The organism is Ottowia pentelensis (assembly GCF_964341695.1).
In genome coordinates, this window is sequence record NZ_OZ224513.1 from 3,841,934 (window position 1) to 3,863,962 (window position 22,029).

Sequence of the window (22,029 nt, forward strand, 5' to 3'; positions counted from 1 at the left end):
GGGCAGCTTAGGCATCTTCGCGCGCCCAGCCGCGCGCACGCGCCACCGCCTCGCGCCAGCGGGCCACGCGCTGGCGTCGCGCCGGCTCGGACAGCTGGGGCTCGAAGCGCCGGTCCACCGCCCACTGCACCGCGATGTCGCCGCCGCCCGACCACACGCCGGTGGCCAGCCCGGCCAGGTAGGCCGCGCCCAGCGCGGTGGTCTCGGTCACGCGCGGGCGCACCACCGGCACGCCCAGCAGGTCGGCCTGCAGCTGCATCAGCAGGTCGTTGCGGCTGGCGCCGCCATCCACGCGCAGCTCGGTGAGCTGGATGCCGGCGTCGCGCACCATGGCGCCGAACAGGTCGGCCGACTGCAGGGCGATGGCCTCCAGCGCGGCGCGGGCGATGTGCGCGCGCGTGCTGCCGCGCGTCAGGCCCACCAGGGTGCCGCGCGCGCGGCCGTCCCAGTCGGGCGCGCCCAGGCCGGTGAAGGCGGGCACCAGGAACACGTCGCCGGTGTCGGGCACGCTGGCGGCCAGCGCTTCGATGTCGGACGCTTTTTCAATCATCTGCAGGCCGTCGCGCAGCCATTGCACGGTGGCGCCGGCCATGAACACGCTGCCCTCCAGGCAGTACGCCGTGCGCCGCGCGCCCAGTGTGGCCGGGCCTTGCCAGCCCACCGTGGCCAGCAGACGGTTGCGGCTGCGCACCGCGCGCGTGCCGGTGTTCATCAGCATGAAGCAGCCGGTGCCGTAGGTGTTCTTGGCCATGCCGGGGGCGAAGCAGGCCTGGCCGAAGGTGGCGGCCTGCTGGTCGCCGGCCACGCCGGCAATCGGGATCGGCGCGTCGCCGAGCAGCCCCGGCGCCGTCTCGCCCAACACGCCGCTGGAAGGCACGATGGCCGGCAGCACGGCGCGCGGGATGTTGAACAGGCGCAGCAACTCGTCGTCCCACGCCAGCCGGTGGATGTCCATGAGCAGGGTGCGCGCGGCGTTGCTGGCGTCGGTGGCGTGCACGCGCCCGCCCGTGAGCTTGTAGATCAGCCAGCTGTCGACGGTGCCGAAGGCCAGATCGCCCGCCTCGGCGCGCGCGCGGGCGCCGGGCACCTGGTCCAGCAGCCATTCGAGCTTGGTGGCCGAGAAGTAGGCGTCCAGCACCAGCCCGGTCTTGCGCTGGATCAGACCGGCCTTGCCTTGGGCACGCAGTTGCTCGCAGCGCGCCGTCGTCCGCCGGTCCTGCCAGACGATGGCGTGCGCCACCGGGCGGCCCGTGGCGCGCTCCCACAGCACCGTGGTCTCGCGCTGGTTGGTGATGCCGATTGCTTCGATTTGAGGAGCTGTCCGCGCTTGTCCCGTCTGCTCTGCAGCCAGTTTCTGCATGCATTCGCGCGCCACGGCCAGCTGCGTGGCCCAGATCTCGTCGGCGTCGTGCTCCACCCAGCCGGGCTGCGGAAAGTGCTGCGCGAACTCGCGCTGCGCCAGCGCCGCCACCTGGCCGCGCTCGTCGAAGGCGATGGCGCGGCTGCTGGTCGTGCCCTGGTCGAGTGCAAGGATGTATCGCATGGCGGCGAGCGTAGCGGAACGCCCGTGGCCCTACACTGCGGACAAACCTCAAGCGCATCGACCCGCCATGTCAGACCAGCCCCTGCCCCCCTCCACCCGCATCGCCTTCATCGGCGGCGGCAACATGGCCAGCGCCATCCTCGGCGGGCTGATCCAGCGCGGGCTGCCGGCGGCGCAGATCGCCGTGGTCGAGCCCTTCGAGGCGGCGCGCGCCGCGCTGCGCGAGCACCACGGCGTCACCGCCCTGCCCGCCGCCAGCGCCGCACTGGCCGGCGCCGACCTGCTGGTGTGGGCCGTCAAGCCGCAGAGCTTTCAGGCCGCCGCCGCGCCGGTGGCGCCGCACGTGGGCGGGGCGCTGCAGCTGTCGGTGATGGCCGGCATCCGCGCCGATGCCATCGCCAAGGCCACCGGCGCCGCCCGCATCGTGCGCTGCATGCCCAACACGCCGGCGCTGGTGGGGCGCGGCATGACGGGGCTGTTTGCCGGCCCCGCCGTCAACGCCGCCGACCGCGCGCTGGCCGAGACGGTGATCCGCACCACGGGCGACGCGCTGTGGGTGCAGCGCGAGGAGCAGCTGGACGCCGTCACCGCGCTGTCGGGCTCGGGCCCGGCCTATGTGTTCTATTTCCTCGAAGCCATGCAGCAGGCCGGCGCCGAGCTGGGCCTGAGCCCCGAGCAGGCGCGCCGCCTGGCGGTGGGCACCTTTGCCGGCGGCGCGCACCTGGCGGGCGCCTCGCCCGAGCCGCTGGCCACCCTGCGCGAGCGCGTCACCAGCAAGGGTGGCACCACCTTTGCCGCGCTGACGGCGCTGGAGCAGGCGAGCGTCAAGGCCGCCTTCGTGCAGGCCATGCACGCGGCCTGCGTGCGCGCGAAAGAGCTGGGCGACGAGTTCGGCGCCTGAGGTTCAGCCGGCCACCGCCAGCGACAGCGCGATGCCGGCGAACACCGTGGCGCCCAGCCAGTGGTTCTGGCTGAAGGCGACGAAGCAGCCCTCGCGCGTGCGGTCGCGAATCAGCGTGTAGTGCCAGGCGGCCTGCGCCGCCGCCAGGGCAAAGGCCGCATACAGGATGGGCGAGGGCGCGCGGGCGGCGCTGACCGCCAGCCACACCGCCAGGTAGACGACGTAAAAGCCCATCACCGCCGCCACGTCCCAGCGGCCCAGGGTGATGGCCGAGGTCTTCATGCCGATCTTCAGGTCGTCGTCGCGGTCGACCATGGCGTACTCGGTGTCGTAGGCCAGCACCCAGAAGCCGTTGCCCAGCAGCAGCAGCCAGGCCTCGGGCGGCACCTGGCCCTGCACCGCCGCGTACGCCATCGGAATGCCGAAGCTGAAGGCCACGCCCAGCACGGCCTGCGGCATGGACACGTGGCGCTTGGCGAACGGGTAGACGAGGGCGATGGCCAGCGCCGGAAACGACAGCGCGATGGCGGTGGCGTTGGTGGTCAGCACCAGGGCGAAGGCCGCCAGCGCCAGTACGGCGCCCAGCGCCAGCGCCTCGCGCACGCCGACTTCGCCGGTGGTGACGGGGCGCTGGGCGGTGCGCTTGACGTGGCGGTCGAACTCGCGGTCGGCCACGTCGTTGATGCAGCAGCCGGCCGAGCGCATGAGGATGGTGCCGGCCACGAAGACGATCAGCAGGTGCCAGCCCGGAAAGCCGCCCGCCGCCAGCCACAGGGCAGACAGCGTGGGCCACAGCAGCACCAGCCAGCCGGCCGGGCGGCTCCAGCGGATGAGGTCGAGGTACTGGGCGAGCTTGCTGCGGGGCAAAACGGAGGCGGTCATGCAATGAAATTGATAGCTGATGGCGCTGGATGGACGGGCGCTGGATGGCAATTTTGCTTGAAATGGATGACCCGTTGCCGGGTGCAACGCCGCTGGCCCTCACCCCAACCCTCTCCCGGGGGAGAGGGAGAAAACCCCCTCACGACAGGCGCGTCACCCCCGGCAGCTCGCAGGCGTAGACGGCGTTGCGCAGCGCGGCGATGGCTTCGTAGCGGGTAAAGCTGCGCCGCCAGGCCAGCACCACGCGGCGCGTGGGCGGGGCGGCGCCGGCGTGCTCGTCCACCACCGGCAGGTAGCGCAGCAGCGGCTCGGTGCCGTGCACGTCGGGCGCGGGCACGGCCAGCGCGGGCACCAGGGTGACGCCCATGCCGGCGGCCACCATGTGCTTGATGGTCTCCAGCGACGAGCCCTCGAAGCTCTTGCGAATGCCTTCGGCCTGGCTGGCGAAGCGCGCGAACTCGGGGCACACCTGCAGCACGTGGTCGCGAAAGCAGTGGCCGGTGCCCAGCAGCAGCATGGTCTCGCCCTGCAGCTGCTGCGTGGTGATGGATTTCTGCGCCGCCAGCGGGTGATTGACCGGCACGGCGGCGACGAAGGGCTCGTCGTACAGCGGTGCGACGGCCAGGCCGGTGTCGGGGAAGGGCTCGGCCAGGATGGCGCAGTCGATCTCGCCGGTGCGCAGCATCTCCAGCAGGCGCACGGTGAAGTTCTCCTGCAGCATCAGCGGCATCTGCGGCGTGCGCTCGATGTTGCGGCGCACCAGCTCGGGCAGCAGATAGGGGCCGATGGTGTAGATCACGCCCAGCCGCAAGGGGCCGCCCAGCGGATCCTTGCCGCGCTTGGCGATTTCCTTGATCTCGGCCGCCTGCTCCAGCACGCTTTGCGCCTGGCGCACGATCTCCTCGCCCAGCGGCGTGACGGTGATCTCGCCCGCACTGCGCTCGAACAGCTTCAGCTCCAGCTCGTCCTCCAGCTTCTTGACCGCCACCGACAGCGTGGGCTGCGAGACGAAGCAGGCCTCGGCCGCCTTGCCAAAGTGCTTTTCGCGCGCCACCGCGACAATATATTTGAGCTCTGTGAGGGTCACGGCAGCAAGGATACGCCAGCCCCACCGGGACACAAAAACGGCCTCGGTGTCTACCGAGGCCGTTGTCAGATCAGGCGCGGGCGCTCAGCTGGCCTTGTCTGGAAACTGCTTGGCGATGCCGTCGGACAGCACGTCGGCGATCATGTTCATGTGGTGCTCCATGCCGGCCCACAGCTCGGCCTGCTGCGCGGCGGGCGCATTGGCCATCATGGCGTCGACCTGCTGCTTGTGGTCGCCCACGTGCATCAGCAGCGCGCCCTGCAGCTGGCCGACGGTCCAGTTCTGCGGGTTGGCGCCGGCAAAGAACTGCGCGATGGCCGTGGCGTTGGCGGCCAGCTCGTCCATGGCCTTTTGCTCGGCCGCCGCGTCGTGCGCCTTGGCGGCCAGCGTCAGCGCCTTCACGCCGGCCCAGTGGCCGCCCAGCGCCTTCAGCGTCGCGTCACCCGCCGACGCGCCGTAGAAGCCGCCCACCGCATGGGCAATCTGCTTGGCGTTGTCGATCACGGCCGCTTCGGCCTTTTGCTCGGCTGCGGCGTTGCCGGCGTGCACGGCCAGCGCGTAGTCGCGCGTGGCGACGATGTGGCCGTGCCACAGGCCGCGCATGGCGGCGTGCAGCTTGGGCGCGGTGGTGGCGGCGGCGGCGCTGCTGGCCATGGCCGCGTGCGTGCGCGCCGGCTCGGTGGCTGCGCAACCGGTCACTGCGGCGCCCAGGGCCATGACGGCTGCAAGGGCGACAAGACTGAATTTCATGATGATCTCCTGTGTTGATGACTGATGAGCAGGTGTAGCGCCGAACGAATAGCTTCATCGGCGTCGCATGGACTCGTCACGACATAGGATGGGAGCACCGCGCGCCGCGTTCCGGCGCGCGGTGGTGGGCAGGGCGGTTTACGCCTTCAGGTAGTCGGTGCGTGCGCCCAGCCAGCGCTCGACGTGGCGCGCGGCGTCCTGCGGGTGGCGCGCCCACATCGCCGGCGCCGTGGCGCGCGCCCATTGCAGCAGGGCGCTGTCCTCGGCCAGGTCGGCAAAGCGCAGCAGGGCGTCGCCCGACTGGCGCGCGCCCAGAAATTCGCCCGGGCCGCGAATCTCCAGGTCGCGCCGCGCGATCTCGAAGCCGTCGGCGGTCTCCAGCATGGCCTTCAGGCGCGCGCGCGCCGTCTCGCCCAGGCGGCCGCCCTCGGGCACGCTGTACAGCAGCACGCAGGCCGAGGCCGCGGCGCCGCGTCCCACGCGTCCGCGCAGCTGGTGCAGCTGCGACAGGCCGAAGCGCTCGGCGTGCTCGATCACCATCACGCTGGCGTTGGGCACGTCCACGCCGACCTCGATCACGGTGGTGCTGACCAGCACGTCGATGCGACCGGCGACGAACTCGGCCATCACCGCCTTCTTCTCGGCCGGCGGCAGGCGCGCATGCAGCAGGCCCACGCGGGCGGCGGGCAGCGCGGCCGACAGCTCGGCGTGCGTCTGGCTGGCGTGGCGCAAATCCAGCGCCTCGCTTTCCTCGATCAGCGGACACACCCAGTACACCTGCCGGCCCTCGCCGATCTGCGCGCGCAAGCGCTCGACCAGTTCGTCGCGGCGGTGCTCGGCCAGCAGCTTGGTGACGACGGGCGTGCGGCCGGGCGGCAGCTCGTCCAGCGTGGACACGTCCAGGTCGGCGTAGTAGCTCATGGCCAGGGTGCGCGGGATGGGGGTGGCGCTCATCATCAGCAGGTGGGGTTCCATGGCTCCTTCCCCCTTTGGGGGAAGGTTGGGATGGGGGCTCGCCCCGGCTTCACCTTGCACTTCCGCGCCCCCACCCCTGCCCTCCCCCAGCGGGGGAGGGAGTGCCTTTTGCCGCAAGGCCAGCCTCTGCTCCACGCCAAAGCGGTGCTGCTCGTCGATGATGGCCAGGCCCAGGCGCGCGAACTTCACCTGCGCCTGGATGACGGCGTGCGTGCCGATCACCAGCGCCGCCGCGCCGCTCTCGATGGCGGCCAGCATGGGCGCGCGCTCCTTCTTTTTCTGGCTGCCGGTGAGCCAGGCCACCGCCTGGCCGCGCGTGGCCAGCAGCGGCGCGAGCCACTGCGCCAGCTTGGCGAAGTGCTGCTCGGCCAGGATTTCGGTCGGCGCCATCAGCGCGCACTGCCAGCCGGCGTCGATGGCAACGCAGGCGGCCAGCGCGGCGACCACGGTCTTGCCGCTGCCCACGTCGCCCTGCAGCAGGCGGTGCATGGGCTGGCTGCGCGCCAGATCGCGCGCGATCTCCTCGCCCACGCGGCGCTGCGCCCCGGTCAGCTCGAACGGCAACGCGGCCAGCAGCTGCTCGGGCAGGCCGCCGGGCGCGACGCGCAGGGCCGGCGCGTGCAATTGCTGGCGCGCGACGCGGGCCTTCCACTGCGACAGCTGCTGGGCCAGCAGCTCCTCGGCCTTCAGGCGCTGCCAGGCCGGGTGGCTGTGGTCCTGCAGCTCGCTCAGCGTGACGTCGGCCGCCGGGTGGTGCAAAAAAGTGAGCGCCTGGCGCAAGTCCCACGCGCGCAAGACGTCGATCTGGCTTGAAAACTCGTCCGGAATGGTGGCGCTCAAATCCGCCTGCGCCAGGCCCGCCTGCACAGCCTTGCGCAGATAGGCCTGGGGCAGCTGCGCCACCGTGGAATACACCGGCGTGAGCGCGCCCGGCAGCGTGCCGCCCGCGGCATGCACCGTGGGGTGCATCATCGTCAAGCCGCCAAAGCCGCCGCGCAGCTCGCCGCGAAAGCGCAGGCGCGCGCCCACCGCCAGCTGCTTGAGCTGCGAGGGGTAGAAGTTGAAAAAGCGCAGCAGGCAACGCTCGCCGCCGTCTTCCACCGTCACCAGCAGCTGGCGGCGCGGGCGGTACGTCACCTCTTGGTGCAGCACCGTGGCCTCGAACTGCAGCGGCTCGCTGCCCAGCACGCGCGCGGCCTCGGACAAGGGGGTCAGGCGCGTCTCGTCCTCGTAGCGCAGCGGCAGGTGCAGCGCCAGGTCGATCGGCCGCAGCAGGCCCAGCTTGCGCAGCGCCTTTTGCGGCGCGGACAGCGGCTTGGGCGGAGCAGGGGCCGGGGCATCGGGCATGGGACAATTCTGCCTTCCCCCTTCCCCTTCTCTTGGCACGGGCCCGTCCGGCCCTCAAGCATGTCCGAACGCATCTTCACCACGAGCGATTTCGACTTCGCTCTGCCCCCCGAACTCATTGCCCAGCACCCCGCGCCCGAGCGCAGCGGCGCGCGCCTGCTGGACGGCAGCGGCGCGCCGCCGGTGGACCGCGTCTTTCGCGATCTGCCCGCGCTGCTGGCGCCCAACGATCTGCTGGTGTTCAACGACACGCAGGTCGTCAAGGCGCGCCTGTTTGGCGAAAAGCCAACCGGCGGACGGCTGGAGCTTTTGATCGAGCGCGTGCTGCCCGACGGCAGCGTGGCCGCGCACATGAAGGTCAGCAAGAAGCCGCCCGCCGGCACCGTGCTGCGCATGGACGGCGGATTTGCGGCCACGCTGCTGGGCCGCTGGCCCGACGCGGATGGCGCGCTGTTTCACCTGCGGCTGTCGGATGACGCCTACGCACTGATGGCCGCGCACGGCCACGTGCCGCTGCCGCCTTACATCACCCACGCCGATAGCGACGAGGACGCCGCCCGCTACCAGACCGTGTTTGCCAAAAACCCGGGCGCCGTGGCCGCCCCCACCGCGGCGCTGCACTTCGACCAATCGGTGCTGGCCGCGCTGGACGCCCGCGGCGTGCGGCGCGCGGCCGTCACCCTGCACGTGGGCGCCGGCACCTTCCAGCCGGTCAAGACCGAGAGCCTCGCCGAGCACGTGATGCACCGCGAGCGCTACCACGTGCCCGCCGCCACCCAAGCCGCCATCGCCGCCTGTCGCGCACGCCAAGGGCGCGTGGTGACCGTCGGCACCACCACGGTGCGCACGCTGGAAAGCTGGGCGCAGAGCGGCGCCGCCGACGGCGACACCGGCATCTTCATCACGCCGGGCTTTCGCTTTCAGGTGGTCGACGCGCTCGTCACCAACTTTCACCTGCCGCGCAGCACGCTGATGATGATGATCAGCGCCTTCGCGGGTTATGAGCACGTGATGGCGCTGTACCGCCACGCCGTGGCCGCGCGCTACCGCTTCTTCAGCTATGGGGATGCGATGTGGCTCAAGCGCCAAGCGTACGCCACCAGTCCCGGATAATTCGCCCGCAGGCGCCCGAGCGCAGTCCCTTGACGACCCCCGACCCACCATGCCCGACACCACCCCGATGCCCGACCCCCTCACGCTCGCACTGCAGCAGATTCGAGGCCTGATCGAAGCCGGTCAGTTGCAGCCTGCCGCGCAGGCGCTCAACGCCGTGCAAAAACAGGCACCCACCGACGCGCGCGTGCCCCTGGTCGGCATGCGCCTGGCCCAGCGCGCCGGCAACCTGGCCGGCGCCACCCAGGCCGCGCGCCGCGCACTGGCGCTCGCGCCCGGCTGGCATGTGGCGCAGATCGAGCTGGCCCTGCTGCTGGCGCAGCAAAAGCAGGGTGACGAGGCCATGCAGCTGGCCATGCAGGCGCTGGCCGCCGCCCCATACGACACGCAGGTGCGAGCCGGCGCCATCAACGTGGCGCGAGACAGCGGCACCGTTGAGCAAACTCTGGCATGGGCCGAAGACGGCGTGCACCGATTTCCGGACGACGTCGGCATTCGCCTGTTTCTCGCACGTTACCTCGTCGCCCAAGACAAAAAGGCTGATGCCGTGCCGCATTACGCCTACATTCACGAGCGTGTGCCTCACCACGTCGAGAGCCTGCGCGGCCTGCTTAATTGCGCCTTGGCGGCCGGCCAACTGGACGAAGCCCGACAATGGGCCAGCCGCTGGCTGGCGCTCGGCCCCGACGATGCGGAGGCCCAGTACTGGCACGCCATCGCATGGGGCGAGACGCCGCAGACGCAGCCGCCCCAGATGGTGATCGGAATCTTCGACGACTACGCACAGCGTTTTGACCTGCATCTGCTGCGCACCCTGCAATACCGGGTACCCGAGCGCGTGACGCAGATCCTGCTCGCAAAACACCCCGACCGGAAGTTCAATCTGCTCGACCTGGGTTGCGGCACCGGCCTGGTGGGCCTCTGTCTGGGCCGCATCCAGGGCCACATCGTCGGGGTCGACCTGTCCGAGAAGATGATCGAGCAGGCCGCGCGTCACGGCATTTACTTGCGCTTTCACCGCATCAACGTGCTGGACGCGCTACGCGAGACGCCGGCCGACCACTATGAGGCCATCACCTGCACCGACGTGCTGGTCTATGTGGGCGACCTCGCCTCCGTGATTCCCAACGCACTGCGCATCCTGAAGGCGGGCGGGCACTTCATTTTCTCGTGCGAGCTGGCCACCGAAGACGAGGCCGACCTAGTGATGCGCCCCAGCAACCGCTACGCCCACAAGGCCTCGGCGGTGGAGCGCCAGTGCCGCGAGGCCGGCTTCGACGAGGTCGTGATCGAGGACCTGCCCGCGCTGCGCCTGGAAGGCGGCCAGCCCCTGCCAGGCTTTCTGGTCACCGCGCGCAAACCGCTGTAAGCCCCATGCTGCAGTTCGAGCTGCTGGGCCAGGACCCGCTGAGCCACGCCCGGCTCGGGCGGCTCACGCTGAACCACGGCGTGGTGCAAACGCCCATCTTCATGCCCGTGGGCACCTACGGCACCGTCAAGGGCGTGCTGCCGCGCAGCCTGCGCGAGATGGGCGCGCAGATCATCCTGGGCAACACCTTCCACCTGTGGATGCGCCCGGGGCTGGACGTGCTGCGCGCCTTGGGCGGCCTGCACGGCTTCGAGCAGTGGGACAAGCCCATCCTCACCGACTCGGGCGGCTTTCAGGTCTGGTCGCTGGGCGAGATGCGCAAGATCACCGAGCAGGGCGTGCACTTCGCCAGCCCGGTCAACGGCGACAAGCTGTTCATGTCGCCCGAGGTCAGCATGCAGATCCAGACCGTGCTGAACAGCGACATCGTGATGCAGTTGGACGAGTGCACGCCGTACGAGACCCAGGGCCACGTCACCACCGAGGCCGAGGCGCGCGCTAGCATGCAGATGAGCCTGCGCTGGGCCCGGCGCTCGCAGGACGAATTTCATCGCCTGCACAACCCCAACGCGCTGTTCGGCATCGTGCAGGGCGGCATGTTCGAGCACCTGCGCCAGGAGTCGCTGGACGCGCTGGCGGCGATGGACTTTCCCGGCTACGCCATCGGCGGCGTCAGCGTGGGCGAGCCCAAGGACGACATGCGCCGCATCATGGCGCACACACCGCACCGCCTGCCCGCGCACAAACCGCGCTACCTGATGGGCGTGGGCACGCCCGAGGACCTGGTCGAAGGCGTGGCCTGCGGGGTCGACCTGTTCGACTGCGTGATGCCCACCCGCAATGCGCGCAACGGCCATTTGTTCACCCGCTTCGGCGACCTGAAAATCCGCAACGCCCGCCACCGCAGCGACCCGCGTCCCATCGACGAAAGCTGCCGCTGCCACGCCTGCGCGGGCGAGGCCGGCGTGCCTTGGGCCGAGGGCGGGCGCGGTGGCTTCAGCCGCGCCTATCTGCACCACCTGGAGCGCTGCGGCGAGATGCTGGCGCCCATGCTGGCCAGCATTCACAACCTGCACTACTACCTGAATCTGATGCAGGAGGTGCGCGCGGCGCTGGATGCGGGCGACTACCCCGCCTTTCGCGCGCGCTTTGCCGCGGACCGGGGGCGCGGGGTGTAGTTCGACAACTGTTTATTATTGCATTTTGAACATATAAATGCATAAAATGCAATGATGTTTGATCGAAAAATCCTGGCCGACCTGCGCGAGGATCTGGCCGATTACCCGGCCGTTGCCCTGCTGGGTCCACGCCAGGCGGGCAAAACCACGGTCGCACTCGAGCTCGCGCGCCAGTCCGACACCGTGTACCTGGACCTGGAGTCCGAACTGGACCGCGCCAAGCTCGCGTCGCCCGAGCTGTATTTGGCCGAACGCCTGGATCGGCTGGTCATTCTGGACGAAGTGCATCGCGTGCCTGGCTTGTTCCCGGTGCTGCGCGGACTGATCGACCGGGCACGGCGCGACGGGCGCCGCAGCGGCCTTTACCTGCTGCTGGGCTCGGCGTCGCTCGACTTGCTGCAGCAAGCGGGCGAGAGCCTGGCCGGGCGCATCGCCTATCGCGAACTGACACCCTTGAATGCCCAGGAATTGCCCGAAGACGAGCACGCGCGCCTGTGGCTGCGCGGCGGTTTTCCCGAAAGCTACCTGGCACGCAACACCGGCGTCAGCTTTCGCTGGCGGCAAGACTTCATCCGCACCTACGTCGAACGCGACATCCCGCTGTTTGGCGGCCGCGTGGGCTCCGACGCACTGCGCCGCCTGTGGGGCATGCTGGCCCACCAGCAGGGCGCGCTGGTCAACGCCTCGGTGCTGGGGCGCAGCCTGGGCCTGGACACCCGCACCGTCAACCGCTACCTCGATCTGCTGGTCCAGATGTTTCTGGTGCGGCGCCTCGAGCCCTGGCACGCCAACCTGGGCAAGCGTCTGACCAGATCACCCAAGCTCTACGTGCGCGACAGCGGCGTGCTGCATGCGCTGCTGGGTTTGCCCGATGAGGAGACGCTGCTGGGTCACCCCGCCGTCGGCGCCAGCTGGGAAGGCTTCGTGCTGGAAAACCTCATCACCGCCGCCGGGCCCCAGGTCGGCGCCCACTTCTACCGCACCAGCAGCGGCGCCGAAATCGACCTGCTGCTGCATTGGCCCAGCGGCGATTCCTGGGCCATCGAGGTCAAGCGCAGTCTGTCGCCCAAGGCTCGCCGCGGCTTCCACAGCGCCTGCGAAGACCTGCACCCCAGGCGCAAGCTGCTCGTCTACCCCGGCACCGAGCCCTTTTTCCTCGATCATGACGTGCAGGCCATGCCGCTGGCTGCGCTGTGCCGTGAACTGGCGCAGCAAGCCACTCTCCCGAACCGGTGATCTCTGTACCGTCTGCCCCTGCCCACGGACGAGGAAAACCGCGTCAACCCAAGTGACGCCCCGGTTGGCCCAAAACGCCCTGCGCCCGCTTTCTAGCCACCAAACGCCCCGAGTACCTGGCGTTGCTGCAATGACGCTCACTTTTCAAGAGCTAGTGGCGCTTGCCACACGCGGTCAAGATTCATTTTTGACACGATTTCTCGGCTTGGTGCATCGGTGACAGCGCCACGCCGCTTATGCTTGCGGCCACGCACCGTGTTTTGACCCCCCTTGGAGACCCATCTTGAAAACCCGCATCACCGAACTGTTCGGCATCCAGCACCCCATCATCCAGGGCGGCATGCACTTCGTCGGCCTGGCCGAGCTGGCGGCGGCCGTGTCCAACGCGGGTGCGCTGGGCATCATCACGGGCCTGACGCAAAAGACGCCCGAGCTGCTGGCGCGCGAGATCGCGCGCTGCCGCGCCATGACGGACAAGCCCTTCGGCGTCAACCTGACCTTCTTGCCCACGGTGACCTCGCCCGACTACCCCGGCTACATCCAGGCCATCGTCGAGGGCGGCGTGAAGATCGTCGAGACCGCCGGCAACAACCCGCAAAAGTGGATGCCGCTGCTGCACGAGCACGGCATCAAGGTGATTCACAAGTGCACCTCGGTGCGCCACGCGCTGAAGGCCGAGGCGATCGGCTGCGACGCCGTCAGCGTGGACGGCTTCGAGTGCGGCGGCCACCCGGGCGAGGACGACGTGCCCAACTTCATCCTGCTGCCGCGCGCCGCCGAGGAGCTGAAGATTCCCTTCGTCGCCTCGGGCGGCATGGCCGACGGGCGCAGCCTGGTGGCCGCCCTGGCGCTGGGCGCCGACGGCATGAACATGGGCACGCGCTTCATGGCCACGCAGGAGGCGCCGATCCACGAGCACGTCAAGCAGGCCATCGTGGCCGCCAGCGAGCTGGACACGCGCCTGGTGATGCGCCCGCTGCGCAACACCGAGCGCGTGCTGAACAACGCCGCCGTCGAGCGCCTGCTGCAAAAGGAAAAAGAGCTGGGCAGCGCCATCCGCTTCGAGGACATCATCGAGCAGGTGGCGGGCGTGTACCCGCGCATCATGCAAAACGGCGACCTGGACGCCGGCGCCTGGAGCTGCGGCATGGTGGCCGGCCTGATCCGCGACGTGCCCACCGTCAAGGTGCTGGTCGAACGCATGATGGCCGAGGCCGAGGGCCTGATCCGCCAGCGCCTGGCGGGCATGCTGAACTGAGATTTTTGCTCGAATCGGCCTCTGGCCGGCGATGGTCAAGCGCGAGCAGCTACTATTTCAATAGCTTTCAGCCGCCCTGCACGCCGGCCGTCGCCGCCGTGCCGCAGGCTTGGCAGTAGTGCGCGAAGCTGCTTTTGCGCGCGTCGCAGCGGCCGCAGTGGTTGAACAGGCCGATGCCGCAGTGCGGGCAAAAGTCGATCTGCCCGTCTTTCAGGTCCACCGTGCGCTCGCAGCCGGGGCACACGCCCTTGGCCAGGCGCGCCAGCGCCGTGTCGTAGGACAGCTCGCGCCGGCGCTCCTGCTCGGGCTGCGCCTCGGCCGCCTGCTGCTGCGCCAGGTAGCGGTTGAGTGCGCCGATGGCCCAGCGCCCGACCAGCACCGTCAGCACGATGCCGACGGCGTAGCGCACGTAGCCGCCGTAGCTGGGCAGGTAGGGCACCAGCTCGACGAAAAAGGCAAACAGCGCGAACAGGATGAAGCCCCAGACAAAGGGCCACGCGCTGCTCTTGCGCTTTTTGGCGAACAGCCAGCCGGCCAGCAGCAGCAGGGGCAAGGTCAGCGCCAGGCGGTAGCCGAACACGCGCAGCTCCTGCGCGCGGCGCGCGCGCTCGAAGGCGCCCTGGGCCGCGTCCTGCATCTGCTGCAGCTGGCGCTGGGCGCCGTCGCGCGCCTGGCCGGCGTCCAGCAGCGCCTGCTGCTGGCGCTCGACCTCGGCGCGCGCGGCACGCTCGCGCGCCTGCAGCTCGTCCAGCGCGCGGGTGCGCTCGACGAGCTCGGGGTCTTGCTCGGCGCGCTCGGTGGCGGTGCGCGTGGCGATCCAGTTCTCGAAGCCCTGGCGCGCGTTGCCGACGTCGGACGCGGCCACGCGCTCTTTCAGCCGCGCCTGCGCCAGCGCGTCCTGCGCCGTCTGCACGCGCTGGCGCGCGCCGTCGATGGTGCGGCGCGCGTCGGCGGCCTTCGCGGCGTCCATGAAGTCGTCGATCGAGGCCGCCGTCTCGACGCGCGGCAGGTCGCCGACGACGGTGCCGCCCAGGCCGATCAAAAAGCCGGCAAACACCAGCGCCACCAGCCACAGGCCGCGGCGAAACCACTTTTCGGACAAGCGCAGCGATCGACTCATGAAGGGCTCCCGGAGATCGGTGCGCAGCTTACCGGGTTCGCCGAGGTGCCGATCGAGCTCAGCCCACGAGCCGCAATCCATCGAGCCGCCAGTGGTGCAGCAGCTCGCGCACGATCACGAGGCGCGCCGCGCTGGGGCCGTCCACCGGCAGCGCATCCTGCGACGCGGGGCGGCCTTCGGCGCGCGCGACCAGGCGGTTGAACAGGCGCTCGACGGCGTCGGTGTCGAGCCAGACGGGCGCATCGGCGGCTGCCCCAGCCCTCGCGTCGGCCGCCAGCGCGCGCAGCCGTGCGTCGTCGGTCTGCAGTTGAAACGTGGCGGGCAGCCGTGCGCGCGCGGGCATGACGGCCTCCTCGACCTGCTCGATGGCGCGTTCGATCTCCAGCGGGCGCGGCGGCGCGTGGCGCAGCACTTCGCGCGCCAGGGTGTCGGCACCGATGGGCAAGTCCACATTCACAGTCAAATCGGCCCCTGGCGCAGACTGGATGTGCGCAAACAGCTCCTGAAATCGAAGCATCAGCCAGATGTCGGGGTCATTCATGCGGCGGTGCGCTGCCAGTGCCAGGCGTAGGTTTCACCGCGCGCCATGCGCTGCGCGTGGTCGGCCACGACCTGCTCGAACCGGGCCATGTCGGCGCCGGCCACGCCCTCCAGGCGCACGCTCAATTGGCCCTCCCCCGCGCGCAGCAGGCACAGGCCGAACGGCAGCTCGATCCGGCCCTGCGTGTCGTCGTGGCTGACCGGAAACTTGTGGCCCCAGTGCTTGCACAGGCGCGCGATGATGCGCGCCGGCTCCACGGTGGCGATGGTGGCGCTGGAGAGGGGCTGGGCGGTGGTGTCGGTCATGACGCAACCTGGGCAGGTTCAGGCTTGGGGATCGGGCGCGCTGGCGGCGTCCAGCGCGGCGATGTCGGCGGCGCTCAGGGCGAGCTGCGTGGCGCGGATCAGGCCCTCCAGCTGCGCCACGCTGGTGGCGCTGGCGATCGGCGCCGTGACGCCGGGGCGCGCCATCAGCCAGGCCAGCGCCACCTCGCCGGGCTGGGCGCGGTGCTGCGCGGCGACCTCGTCCAGCGCGGCCAGGATGCGCAGGCCGCGCGGGTTGAGGTAGTTCTTGACCCAGCCGCCGCGCGCGCTGCCGGCCAGGTCGGCAGCGCTGCGGTATTTGCCGGTGAGAAAACCGCTGGCCAGGCTGAAGTACGGCACCACGGCCAGGCCTTGCTGCATGGCCAGCTCGCGCAGCGGGCCGTCGTAGCCGCCCCGGTCGATCAGGTTGTAGTGCGGCTGCAGCACCTGGTAGGCGGGCAGGCCGTGCGCCGCGGCGGTGTCCAGCGCCGCGCGCAGTTGCGGCGCGCTGAAGTTGCTGGCGCCGATGGCGCGCAGCTTGCCGGCGCGAAGCAGCCGCTGGTAGGCGCCCAGCGTGTCGGCCTGCGGCACCTGCGCATCGAAGGCGTGCGAGAAGTAGACGTCGACGTGGTCGGTGCCCAGGCGTTTCAGCGAGGCGTCGATGGCGCGCTCGATGTAGGCCGGCGACAGCCCCTGGCCGGGCGGCGGGTTGACCGGCGCGCTCTTGCCGACCTTGGTCATCAGCTGCACGCGCTGGCGCATGCCGGGGCCGCGCGCGCGCAGCCAGGCGCCGAGGGTGGCCTCCGATTCGCCGCCCCGGTGGCCGGGCGCCCAGGCGGAATACATGTCGGCGCTGTCGATGGTGGTCAGGCCGGCGTCGACCAGCCGATCGAGCAGGGCGAAGCTGGTGGCCTCGTCGACCGTCCAGCCCAGCACGTTGCCGCCGAACACCAGGCGCGACAGGGGCACGCCGCCGGGCGCGGGCGATGAAGTGCTTGAACTCATGTCGATTGCTCCTGTTTCAATAGCTGTTCGCGCCCATGGACTGGGCGCTGGCGGCGCAAAACCGCCTCAATCGAAGCGGAAGGCCGAAATGGTGGTGCGCAGCACCTCGTCCGAAAACACCTTGCGCCCCGCGCCGTCGCCGGCGGCGCCGGCCACCACGTGCAGCGGCAGCAGGTGCTCCTCGGCGCGCGGCGGGTGGCACAGGCGTCCGGCCGGGCCGGCGGCCGTGTCCCAGGCGGCCAGGCGCGCGTCGCGCTCGGCCGCGGGCCGGGCCAGGGTGTCGGTCAGCCAGCGGTCGAACTCGACGCTGATCGGCGTCGAGCGCGGATCGCCGTAGCCGCGCATGTTGTGATAGCTCATGCCGCTGCCGATGATCAGCGCGCCGTCGTCGCGCAGCGGCGCCAGCGCGCGGCCGTAGTCGAGGTGCGCCTGCGCGCTCAGGCTGCCCAGCAGCGACACCTGCAGCACCGGCACGTCGGCGTCGGGAAAGGCCACCAGCAGCGGAACGAAGGTGCCGTGGTCGTAGCCGCGCTGGGTGTCCACCGTGGCGGCGATGCCGGCGCCGGCCAGCAGGGCACGCGCGCGCTCGGCCAGCGCGGGCGCGCCGGGCGCGGGGTAGCGCAGCTCGTAGGTGTGGGGCGGAAAGCCGTAGTAGTCGAACAGCATGCCCGGCTGGGCCGAGCCGGTCAGCGTGACCTGCGGTGCCAGCCAGTGCGCCGTGACCAGCACGATGGCCGTGGGCCGCGCCGGCAGGCTGGCCGGGATGCCGCGCAGGAAGGCGGCGGTCTGGTCCCAGGCGTCGGGCGGGTTCCAGTCCATGAAGAAGCAGGGGCCGGCACCATGCGGGATGTAGAAGGCCGGCATGCGAGCGCCGGAGGGCGATGGGGTGGGGGCCATGGTGCTCATGATGTCCTTCAGTTGGGGCTGGCGCGGCGGCATTTCAACGCCGCGGACTTCCGCCGGCGCCTATCATCCTCTCATGCCAGACCTCATCGCCATGCCCCAGCCAGCCACCGACGCCATCCCCTGGGCGCGCATCGTCGCCAACGTGGCCGACGCGCTGATCTTCATCGACACGCAGGGCGTGATCCGCGTGTGGAACGCGCCCTGCGCGGCGCTGTTCGGCTTCGGCGCCAACGAGGCGCTGGGGCACAGCGTGGACCTGATCATCCCCGAGCACCTGCGCTCGGCGCACTGGCACGGCTTCGAGCAGGCGCTGGCGCGCGGCGCCACGCGCCACGGCGCCGAGGTGCGCACCACGCGCGCCACCCACAAGGACGGGCGCAAGCTGTACGTGGACATGACCTTCAGCGTGGTCAAGAACGAGGACGGCCGGGTGCTGGGCTCGGCCGCGATGGCGCGCGACGTGACCGAGCGCTACCTGGCCGAGCGCGCGCGCAAGGCTGCGGGGTGACGCACAAATCAAACAGCCGAACGCAGAGGGCGCAAAAAAGACGGAACGCAAATTGCTTTCAAAAACATGGCGACCAGTGCCTTTTGCACAAGGGCATCCGCTGAAATCATCCATTTTTGAATTTTTCTGCGCCCTCTGCGTGACTTTTGCGTCCTCTGCATTCGGCTGTTTCAGCGCTTCGTCACCCGGCCCAATGGGCACGCGCGCTACAGTGACGGCATCACAACGGGAGGAGCCTCGCCCATGAGTCTGAGTCTGGTGCCCAGCCGCGCGCTGCTGGGCCTGGCCGCACCCGCCGTCACGGTGGAAGTGCACCTGGCCAACGGCCTGCCCAGCTTCACCCTGGTCGGGCTGGCCGAAACCGAGGTCAAGGAGGCGCGCGAGCGCGTGCGCAGCGCGCTGCAGAACAGCGGCCTCACGTTTCCGCACAACCAGCGCATCACCGTCAACCTGGCGCCGGCCGATTTGCCCAAGGACTCGGGGCGCTTCGACCTGCCGATCGCGCTGGGCATCCTGGCGGCCAGCGGGCAGATCGACGGCGCACGCATGGCGGGCTGGGAATTCGCCGGCGAGCTGTCGCTGTCGGGCGAGCTGCGCCCGGTGCGTGGCGCGCTGGCCATGGCGGCGGCCCTGCGCGGCCTGCGGCCGGCGCCGCGGCTGGTGCTGCCGCCCGGCAGCGCCGAAGAAGCCGCTCTGGTGCCCGGCCTGGCGGTGTACCGCGCCCGCCACCTGCTGGACGTGGTGGCGCAGTTCGTGCCCGGCGCCGAGGAGGCCGCACCCACCGAGGGCTGGGCGCGCGTGCCCGCCGCCGCCCGCGCGCCCGAGCCCGCCTACCCCGACCTGGCCGACGTCAAGGGCCAGGCCGCCGCGCGCCGCGCGCTGGAGATCGCCGCCGCCGGCGGCCATTCGCTCTTGATGATGGGCCCGCCGGGCAGCGGCAAGTCGATGCTGGCGCAGCGCTTTGCCGGCCTGCTGCCGCCGATGGACGAGGACGCCGCCCTGCAAAGCGCGGCCATCGCCAGCCTGGGCGGCACGTTCGAGCTGGCGCACTGGGGCCAGCGCCCCACGCGCGCGCCGCACCACACCGCCAGCGCGGTGGCGCTGGTGGGCGGCGGCTCGCCGCCGCGCCCGGGCGAGATCTCGCTGGCCGATGGCGGCGTGCTGTTTCTGGACGAGCTGCCCGAGTTTCCGCGCGCCGCGCTGGAGGCGCTGCGCGAGCCGCTGGAGAGCGGGCGCATCCACATCAGCCGCGCCGCGCGGCGGGCCGAGTTTCCGGCCCGCTTCCAGCTCGTCGCCGCCATGAACCCCTGCCCCTGCGGCCACCTGGGCGCGCGCGCCGGCAGCGGCCAGCCCAGCTGCCGCTGCACGCCCGACCAAGTGGCGCGCTACCAGGGCCGGCTGTCGGGCCCGCTGCTCGACCGCATCGACCTGCACATCGAGGTGCCGCAACTGGCGCCCGACGAACTGCTGGCCGCCCCCGCCGGCGAAGCCAGCGCCGCCGTGCGCGCACGCTGCGTGGCGGCGCGCGAGCGGGCGCTGGCACGCCAGGGCGCGCCCAACCAGGCGCTGCAGGGCCAGGCGCTGGACGCGCACCTGCGGCTCGATGCGGCGGCCGCCGCCTTCGCCAGCAGCGCCGCCGCGCGCCTGGGCTGGAGCGCGCGCGCCACGCACCGAGCGCTGAAGGTGGCGCGCACCATCGCCGACCTGGCCGGCAGCCAGGCCACCACCGTGGCCCACGTGGCCGAGGCGATCCAGTACCGGCGCGTGCTGCGGGCGGCGCCTGGCTGATCCGCCCTGGCCGGCGCGCCATGGCCGGCGCTGCAGCAGGGTTTAAATTTGACTTCTGTCAATGGCATCGTTACAAGAACAGGAGGATCATCCGCAACACCGACGCGCGACGTTCCCGTTTTGCCATTGCAGCCCACCCTGGGCCCCTGCCGCGCAACCCGGAGCCTGACCCATGAGCACATCCCCCAGCAACGACCCACGCCACCACGCCTCCACCTGGCCTGGCATCGCCACCACCGCCCTGCGCGTGGCCTTCGGCATCATCTGGATGGTGGCCGCGGCCCTCACCTGGCTGCCCGACTTCGCCTCGCACTACGTCGGCTACCTGCACAACGCCTCGCAGGGCCAGCCGGGCTGGAACGCCTGGTGGTTCTCGGGCTGGATCGCGCTGGTGACGCCGCACGCCGCGTTGTTCACCTGGCTGACGCGCATCGCGGTGTCGGCCATTGCCATCTGCCTGGTGATCGGCTTTGGCGGGCGCACGCTGTACGCCCTGGGCGCCCTGTTCAGCCTGCTGGTGTGGAGCACCGCCGAGGGCTTTGGCGGCCCGTATGCGGTGGGCGTGTCCAACATCGGCACGGCCATCACCTACGTGCTGATCTTTCTGGCGCTGATCGGCCTGCACTACCGGGCCGGCCTGGTGCCCTACAGCCTGGACTACCTGATCGAGCGGCGCTGGCCGCGCTGGCAGAAGATCGCCGAGTGGAGCAACGCCACCGAGCCGCCGCCCGCGCCCGAGGCCCTGCCGCCGGGCGTGCAGATCGTCGCGGTGCTGGGCATCGTGGTGGTGCTGGCCCTGCTGATCGCCGGCCTGCCCAGCACGCTCAACGTCAAGTCGGCCTCGCCCGCCACGGCGGCGCAGGCCGTGTCGCCGCTGATGCTTGCAGCCAAGGAGCCGATCCAGAAGGCGCGCGACGCCCGCCTGCCGCCGGTGGCCGGCGACGGCAAGACGGCCACCATCGAGGTCATCGCCGAGGACAAGAAGGTCACCATCGCCAACGGCGTCGAATACCAGGCCTGGACCTTCGGCGGCGAGGTGCCGGCGCCCGTCATCCACCTGCGCCAGGGCCAGGTGGTGACCGTGAAGTTCACCAACCGCGGCACCATGCACCACGCGATCGACTTCCACTCGGCCATCACGCCGCCGGACTTGAACTACGTCGACATCAACCCGGGCGAGACGCTGGAATTCACCTTCGTCGCCAACACCCCGGGCGCCTTCGTCTACCACTGCGGCACGCCGCCGGTGTTGCTGCACATGGCCAACGGCATGTTCGGCGCCATCATCGTCAGCCCCGCCACGCCGCTGCCCGAGGCGGCCGAGAGCTACGTCATCGTGCAAAGCGAGTGGTACACGCAGCTGATGAGCGGCAACCTGATGGGCCCCAGCTTCGAGAAGATGCTGCAGATGCGCCCGGACGAAATCGTGTTCAACGGCATCGCCAACCAGTACCACGACCAGCCGCTGCCGGTCACCGCCGGCAAGCGCGCGCGCATCTACTTCGTCAACGCCGGCCCCAGCCTGTGGAGCGCCTTCCACGTCATCGGCGGCATGTTCGACAAGGTCTACCCCGATGCCGACGCGGCGCACGCGCTCAGCGGCGTGTCCACCCACAGCGTGGGGCCCGGCGAGGGCGCGGTGTTCGACGTGGTGCTGCCCAAGGCGGGCAAGTACCCCTTCGTCGACCACAGCATGGCCCACATGGCGATCGGCGCCGTCGGCATCCTGGAGGCCAAGGGCGACAGCCCGGCCACCACGCCCGCCAAGCCCACGCTGACCAAGTCCGCCGGCGCCGCCACGGCCGCCCCGGCGCACGCCGCCATGCCGGCGCCGACCGGGCCCTACCAGTTCGACACCGCGCGCGGCGATGCGCTGTACGCCCAGCACTGCGCGGCCTGCCACCAGGCCACCGGCATGGGCCTGCCCGGCGCCTTCCCGCCGCTCAAGGGCGACCCGGCGGTGCTGGACGCCAACCCGGCCAAGCACATCCAGACCATCCTGCACGGCATGCAGGGCGAGGCCATCAACGGCACGGCCTACCCCAGCCCCATGCCGCCGTTTGCCGACCAGCTGTCGGACGCCGAAGTGGCCGACATCGTCAACCACGAGCGCACGTCCTGGGGCAATCAGGCCAAGAAGGTCACGGCCGACGACGTGAAGGCCGCGCGCTGACGTGAGCCACGCGGCACGCGGTGCTGTTCACGCCCTCTCCCGCATGC

The 22,029-nt window shown here is 70.7% G+C and carries 19 protein-coding genes; 9 read left to right on the plus strand and 10 right to left on the minus strand.

Going from position 1 to position 22,029, the window contains the following annotated elements:
* Positions 1–7: 7 nt before the first annotated feature.
* A complete protein-coding gene (gene glpK / locus ACWHMB_RS18695; RefSeq protein WP_377482049.1) occupies positions 8–1,543 on the minus strand; it encodes a glycerol kinase GlpK in 1,536 nt (511 codons plus the stop codon).
* A 67-nt stretch (positions 1,544–1,610) separates the two neighbouring features.
* Here glpK and proC point away from each other — a divergent pair, with 67 nt between their 5' ends.
* Positions 1,611–2,444, plus strand: a complete 834-nt coding sequence (gene proC / locus ACWHMB_RS18700) for a pyrroline-5-carboxylate reductase (protein WP_377482052.1) — start codon at positions 1,611–1,613, stop codon at positions 2,442–2,444.
* 3 nt (positions 2,445–2,447) lie between these two features.
* Here proC and ubiA read toward each other — a convergent pair whose 3' ends face one another.
* From ubiA to recG, 4 genes are all read right to left on the minus strand, one after another.
* Entirely contained in the window at positions 2,448–3,326 is an 879-nt protein-coding gene (ubiA, locus tag ACWHMB_RS18705; protein WP_377482055.1) for a 4-hydroxybenzoate octaprenyltransferase, read from the minus strand.
* A 139-nt stretch (positions 3,327–3,465) separates the two neighbouring features.
* The gene (locus ACWHMB_RS18710) at positions 3,466–4,413 is read right to left on the minus strand and encodes a hydrogen peroxide-inducible genes activator (protein ID WP_447648678.1); all 948 of its coding nucleotides are present in this window, start codon (positions 4,411–4,413) and stop codon (positions 3,466–3,468) included.
* Positions 4,414–4,497: 84 nt separating this feature from the next.
* Positions 4,498–5,163: a hypothetical protein gene (locus ACWHMB_RS18715; protein WP_377482061.1), complete on the minus strand. Its 666-nt coding sequence runs from the start codon at positions 5,161–5,163 to the stop codon at positions 4,498–4,500.
* Between the two features lie 138 nt (positions 5,164–5,301).
* Positions 5,302–7,485, minus strand: coding sequence for an ATP-dependent DNA helicase RecG (gene recG, locus ACWHMB_RS18720; RefSeq protein WP_377482063.1), 2,184 nt, complete (start codon positions 7,483–7,485; stop codon positions 5,302–5,304).
* A gap of 60 nt (positions 7,486–7,545) precedes the next feature.
* On the opposite strand from recG, the gene queA reads away from it, so the two are divergent.
* The 5 genes from queA to ACWHMB_RS18745 all read left to right on the plus strand — a co-directional run bounded on the left by queA (position 7,546) and on the right by ACWHMB_RS18745 (position 13,639).
* Positions 7,546–8,598 carry a tRNA preQ1(34) S-adenosylmethionine ribosyltransferase-isomerase QueA gene (gene queA, locus ACWHMB_RS18725; protein WP_377482066.1) on the plus strand — a complete coding sequence of 351 codons (1,053 nt, stop codon included), beginning with the start codon at positions 7,546–7,548 and terminating at the stop codon, positions 8,596–8,598.
* A 49-nt stretch (positions 8,599–8,647) separates the two neighbouring features.
* The gene (locus tag ACWHMB_RS18730; protein ID WP_377482069.1) at positions 8,648–9,967 is read left to right on the plus strand and encodes a tetratricopeptide repeat protein; all 1,320 of its coding nucleotides are present in this window, start codon (positions 8,648–8,650) and stop codon (positions 9,965–9,967) included.
* Positions 9,968–9,972: 5 nt separating this feature from the next.
* On the plus strand, positions 9,973–11,145 hold the full coding sequence (gene tgt / locus ACWHMB_RS18735) for a tRNA guanosine(34) transglycosylase Tgt (protein WP_377482073.1): 1,173 nt from the start codon (positions 9,973–9,975) through the stop codon (positions 11,143–11,145).
* A 51-nt stretch (positions 11,146–11,196) separates the two neighbouring features.
* On the plus strand, positions 11,197–12,381 hold the full coding sequence (locus ACWHMB_RS18740; protein ID WP_377516457.1) for an ATP-binding protein: 1,185 nt from the start codon (positions 11,197–11,199) through the stop codon (positions 12,379–12,381).
* 283 nt (positions 12,382–12,664) lie between these two features.
* Positions 12,665–13,639, plus strand: coding sequence for an NAD(P)H-dependent flavin oxidoreductase (locus ACWHMB_RS18745; RefSeq protein ID WP_377482077.1), 975 nt, complete (start codon positions 12,665–12,667; stop codon positions 13,637–13,639).
* A gap of 67 nt (positions 13,640–13,706) precedes the next feature.
* Here the strand turns inward: ACWHMB_RS18745 and ACWHMB_RS18750 are convergent, their stop codons facing one another.
* From ACWHMB_RS18750 to ACWHMB_RS18770, 5 genes are all read right to left on the minus strand, one after another.
* Positions 13,707–14,759, minus strand: a complete 1,053-nt coding sequence (locus ACWHMB_RS18750; protein ID WP_377482080.1) for a serine endopeptidase — start codon at positions 14,757–14,759, stop codon at positions 13,707–13,709.
* A 58-nt stretch (positions 14,760–14,817) separates the two neighbouring features.
* Complete coding sequence (locus ACWHMB_RS18755; protein WP_377482083.1) at positions 14,818–15,300, minus strand: hypothetical protein; 483 nt, start codon at positions 15,298–15,300, stop codon at positions 14,818–14,820.
* Positions 15,297–15,605 (minus strand): DUF2218 domain-containing protein, encoded by a 309-nt coding sequence (locus tag ACWHMB_RS18760; RefSeq protein WP_377482086.1) that lies wholly within the window; start codon positions 15,603–15,605, stop codon positions 15,297–15,299. Before ACWHMB_RS18760 ends, ACWHMB_RS18755 begins: the two co-directional genes overlap by 4 nt.
* Positions 15,606–15,623: 18 nt before the next feature.
* Positions 15,624–16,607 (minus strand): aldo/keto reductase, encoded by a 984-nt coding sequence (locus ACWHMB_RS18765; RefSeq protein WP_377482089.1) that lies wholly within the window; start codon positions 16,605–16,607, stop codon positions 15,624–15,626.
* Between the two features lie 66 nt (positions 16,608–16,673).
* On the minus strand, positions 16,674–17,513 hold the full coding sequence (locus ACWHMB_RS18770; protein ID WP_377482092.1) for a DODA-type extradiol aromatic ring-opening family dioxygenase: 840 nt from the start codon (positions 17,511–17,513) through the stop codon (positions 16,674–16,676).
* A gap of 73 nt (positions 17,514–17,586) precedes the next feature.
* Between ACWHMB_RS18770 and ACWHMB_RS18775 the strand changes: the two genes are divergently transcribed.
* The 3 genes from ACWHMB_RS18775 to ACWHMB_RS18785 all read left to right on the plus strand — a co-directional run bounded on the left by ACWHMB_RS18775 (position 17,587) and on the right by ACWHMB_RS18785 (position 21,982).
* The gene (locus ACWHMB_RS18775) at positions 17,587–18,021 is read left to right on the plus strand and encodes a PAS domain-containing protein (RefSeq protein WP_447648679.1); all 435 of its coding nucleotides are present in this window, start codon (positions 17,587–17,589) and stop codon (positions 18,019–18,021) included.
* A gap of 243 nt (positions 18,022–18,264) precedes the next feature.
* Complete coding sequence (locus tag ACWHMB_RS18780) at positions 18,265–19,809, plus strand: YifB family Mg chelatase-like AAA ATPase (RefSeq protein ID WP_377482098.1); 1,545 nt, start codon at positions 18,265–18,267, stop codon at positions 19,807–19,809.
* A 172-nt stretch (positions 19,810–19,981) separates the two neighbouring features.
* A complete protein-coding gene (locus ACWHMB_RS18785; RefSeq protein ID WP_447648680.1) occupies positions 19,982–21,982 on the plus strand; it encodes a multicopper oxidase domain-containing protein in 2,001 nt (666 codons plus the stop codon).
* Positions 21,983–22,029 lie beyond the last annotated feature (47 nt).

Bases quoted from the DNA above. Each gene is read 5' to 3' on its own strand.
- ACWHMB_RS18740 (WP_377516457.1), top strand. From the start codon at position 11,197: ATGATGTTTGATCGAAAAATCCTGGCCGACCTGCGCGAGGATCTGGCC.
- ACWHMB_RS18780 (WP_377482098.1), top strand. From the start codon at position 18,265: ATGAGTCTGAGTCTGGTGCCCAGCCGCGCGCTGCTGGGCCTGGCCGCA.
- ubiA (WP_377482055.1), bottom strand. From the start codon at position 3,326: ATGACCGCCTCCGTTTTGCCCCGCAGCAAGCTCGCCCAGTACCTCGAC.
- ACWHMB_RS18760 (WP_377482086.1), bottom strand. From the start codon at position 15,605: ATGACCGACACCACCGCCCAGCCCCTCTCCAGCGCCACCATCGCCACC.
- glpK (WP_377482049.1), bottom strand. From the start codon at position 1,543: ATGCGATACATCCTTGCACTCGACCAGGGCACGACCAGCAGCCGCGCC.
- ACWHMB_RS18730 (WP_377482069.1), top strand. From the start codon at position 8,648: ATGCCCGACACCACCCCGATGCCCGACCCCCTCACGCTCGCACTGCAG.
- proC (WP_377482052.1), top strand. From the start codon at position 1,611: ATGTCAGACCAGCCCCTGCCCCCCTCCACCCGCATCGCCTTCATCGGC.
- ACWHMB_RS18765 (WP_377482089.1), bottom strand. From the start codon at position 16,607: ATGAGTTCAAGCACTTCATCGCCCGCGCCCGGCGGCGTGCCCCTGTCG.
- ACWHMB_RS18715 (WP_377482061.1), bottom strand. From the start codon at position 5,163: ATGAAATTCAGTCTTGTCGCCCTTGCAGCCGTCATGGCCCTGGGCGCC.
- ACWHMB_RS18785 (WP_447648680.1), top strand. From the start codon at position 19,982: ATGAGCACATCCCCCAGCAACGACCCACGCCACCACGCCTCCACCTGG.
- ACWHMB_RS18750 (WP_377482080.1), bottom strand. From the start codon at position 14,759: ATGAGTCGATCGCTGCGCTTGTCCGAAAAGTGGTTTCGCCGCGGCCTG.
- ACWHMB_RS18770 (WP_377482092.1), bottom strand. From the start codon at position 17,513: ATGAGCACCATGGCCCCCACCCCATCGCCCTCCGGCGCTCGCATGCCG.
- tgt (WP_377482073.1), top strand. From the start codon at position 9,973: ATGCTGCAGTTCGAGCTGCTGGGCCAGGACCCGCTGAGCCACGCCCGG.
- queA (WP_377482066.1), top strand. From the start codon at position 7,546: ATGTCCGAACGCATCTTCACCACGAGCGATTTCGACTTCGCTCTGCCC.
- ACWHMB_RS18755 (WP_377482083.1), bottom strand. From the start codon at position 15,300: ATGAATGACCCCGACATCTGGCTGATGCTTCGATTTCAGGAGCTGTTT.
- recG (WP_377482063.1), bottom strand. From the start codon at position 7,485: ATGCCCGATGCCCCGGCCCCTGCTCCGCCCAAGCCGCTGTCCGCGCCG.
- ACWHMB_RS18775 (WP_447648679.1), top strand. From the start codon at position 17,587: ATGCCAGACCTCATCGCCATGCCCCAGCCAGCCACCGACGCCATCCCC.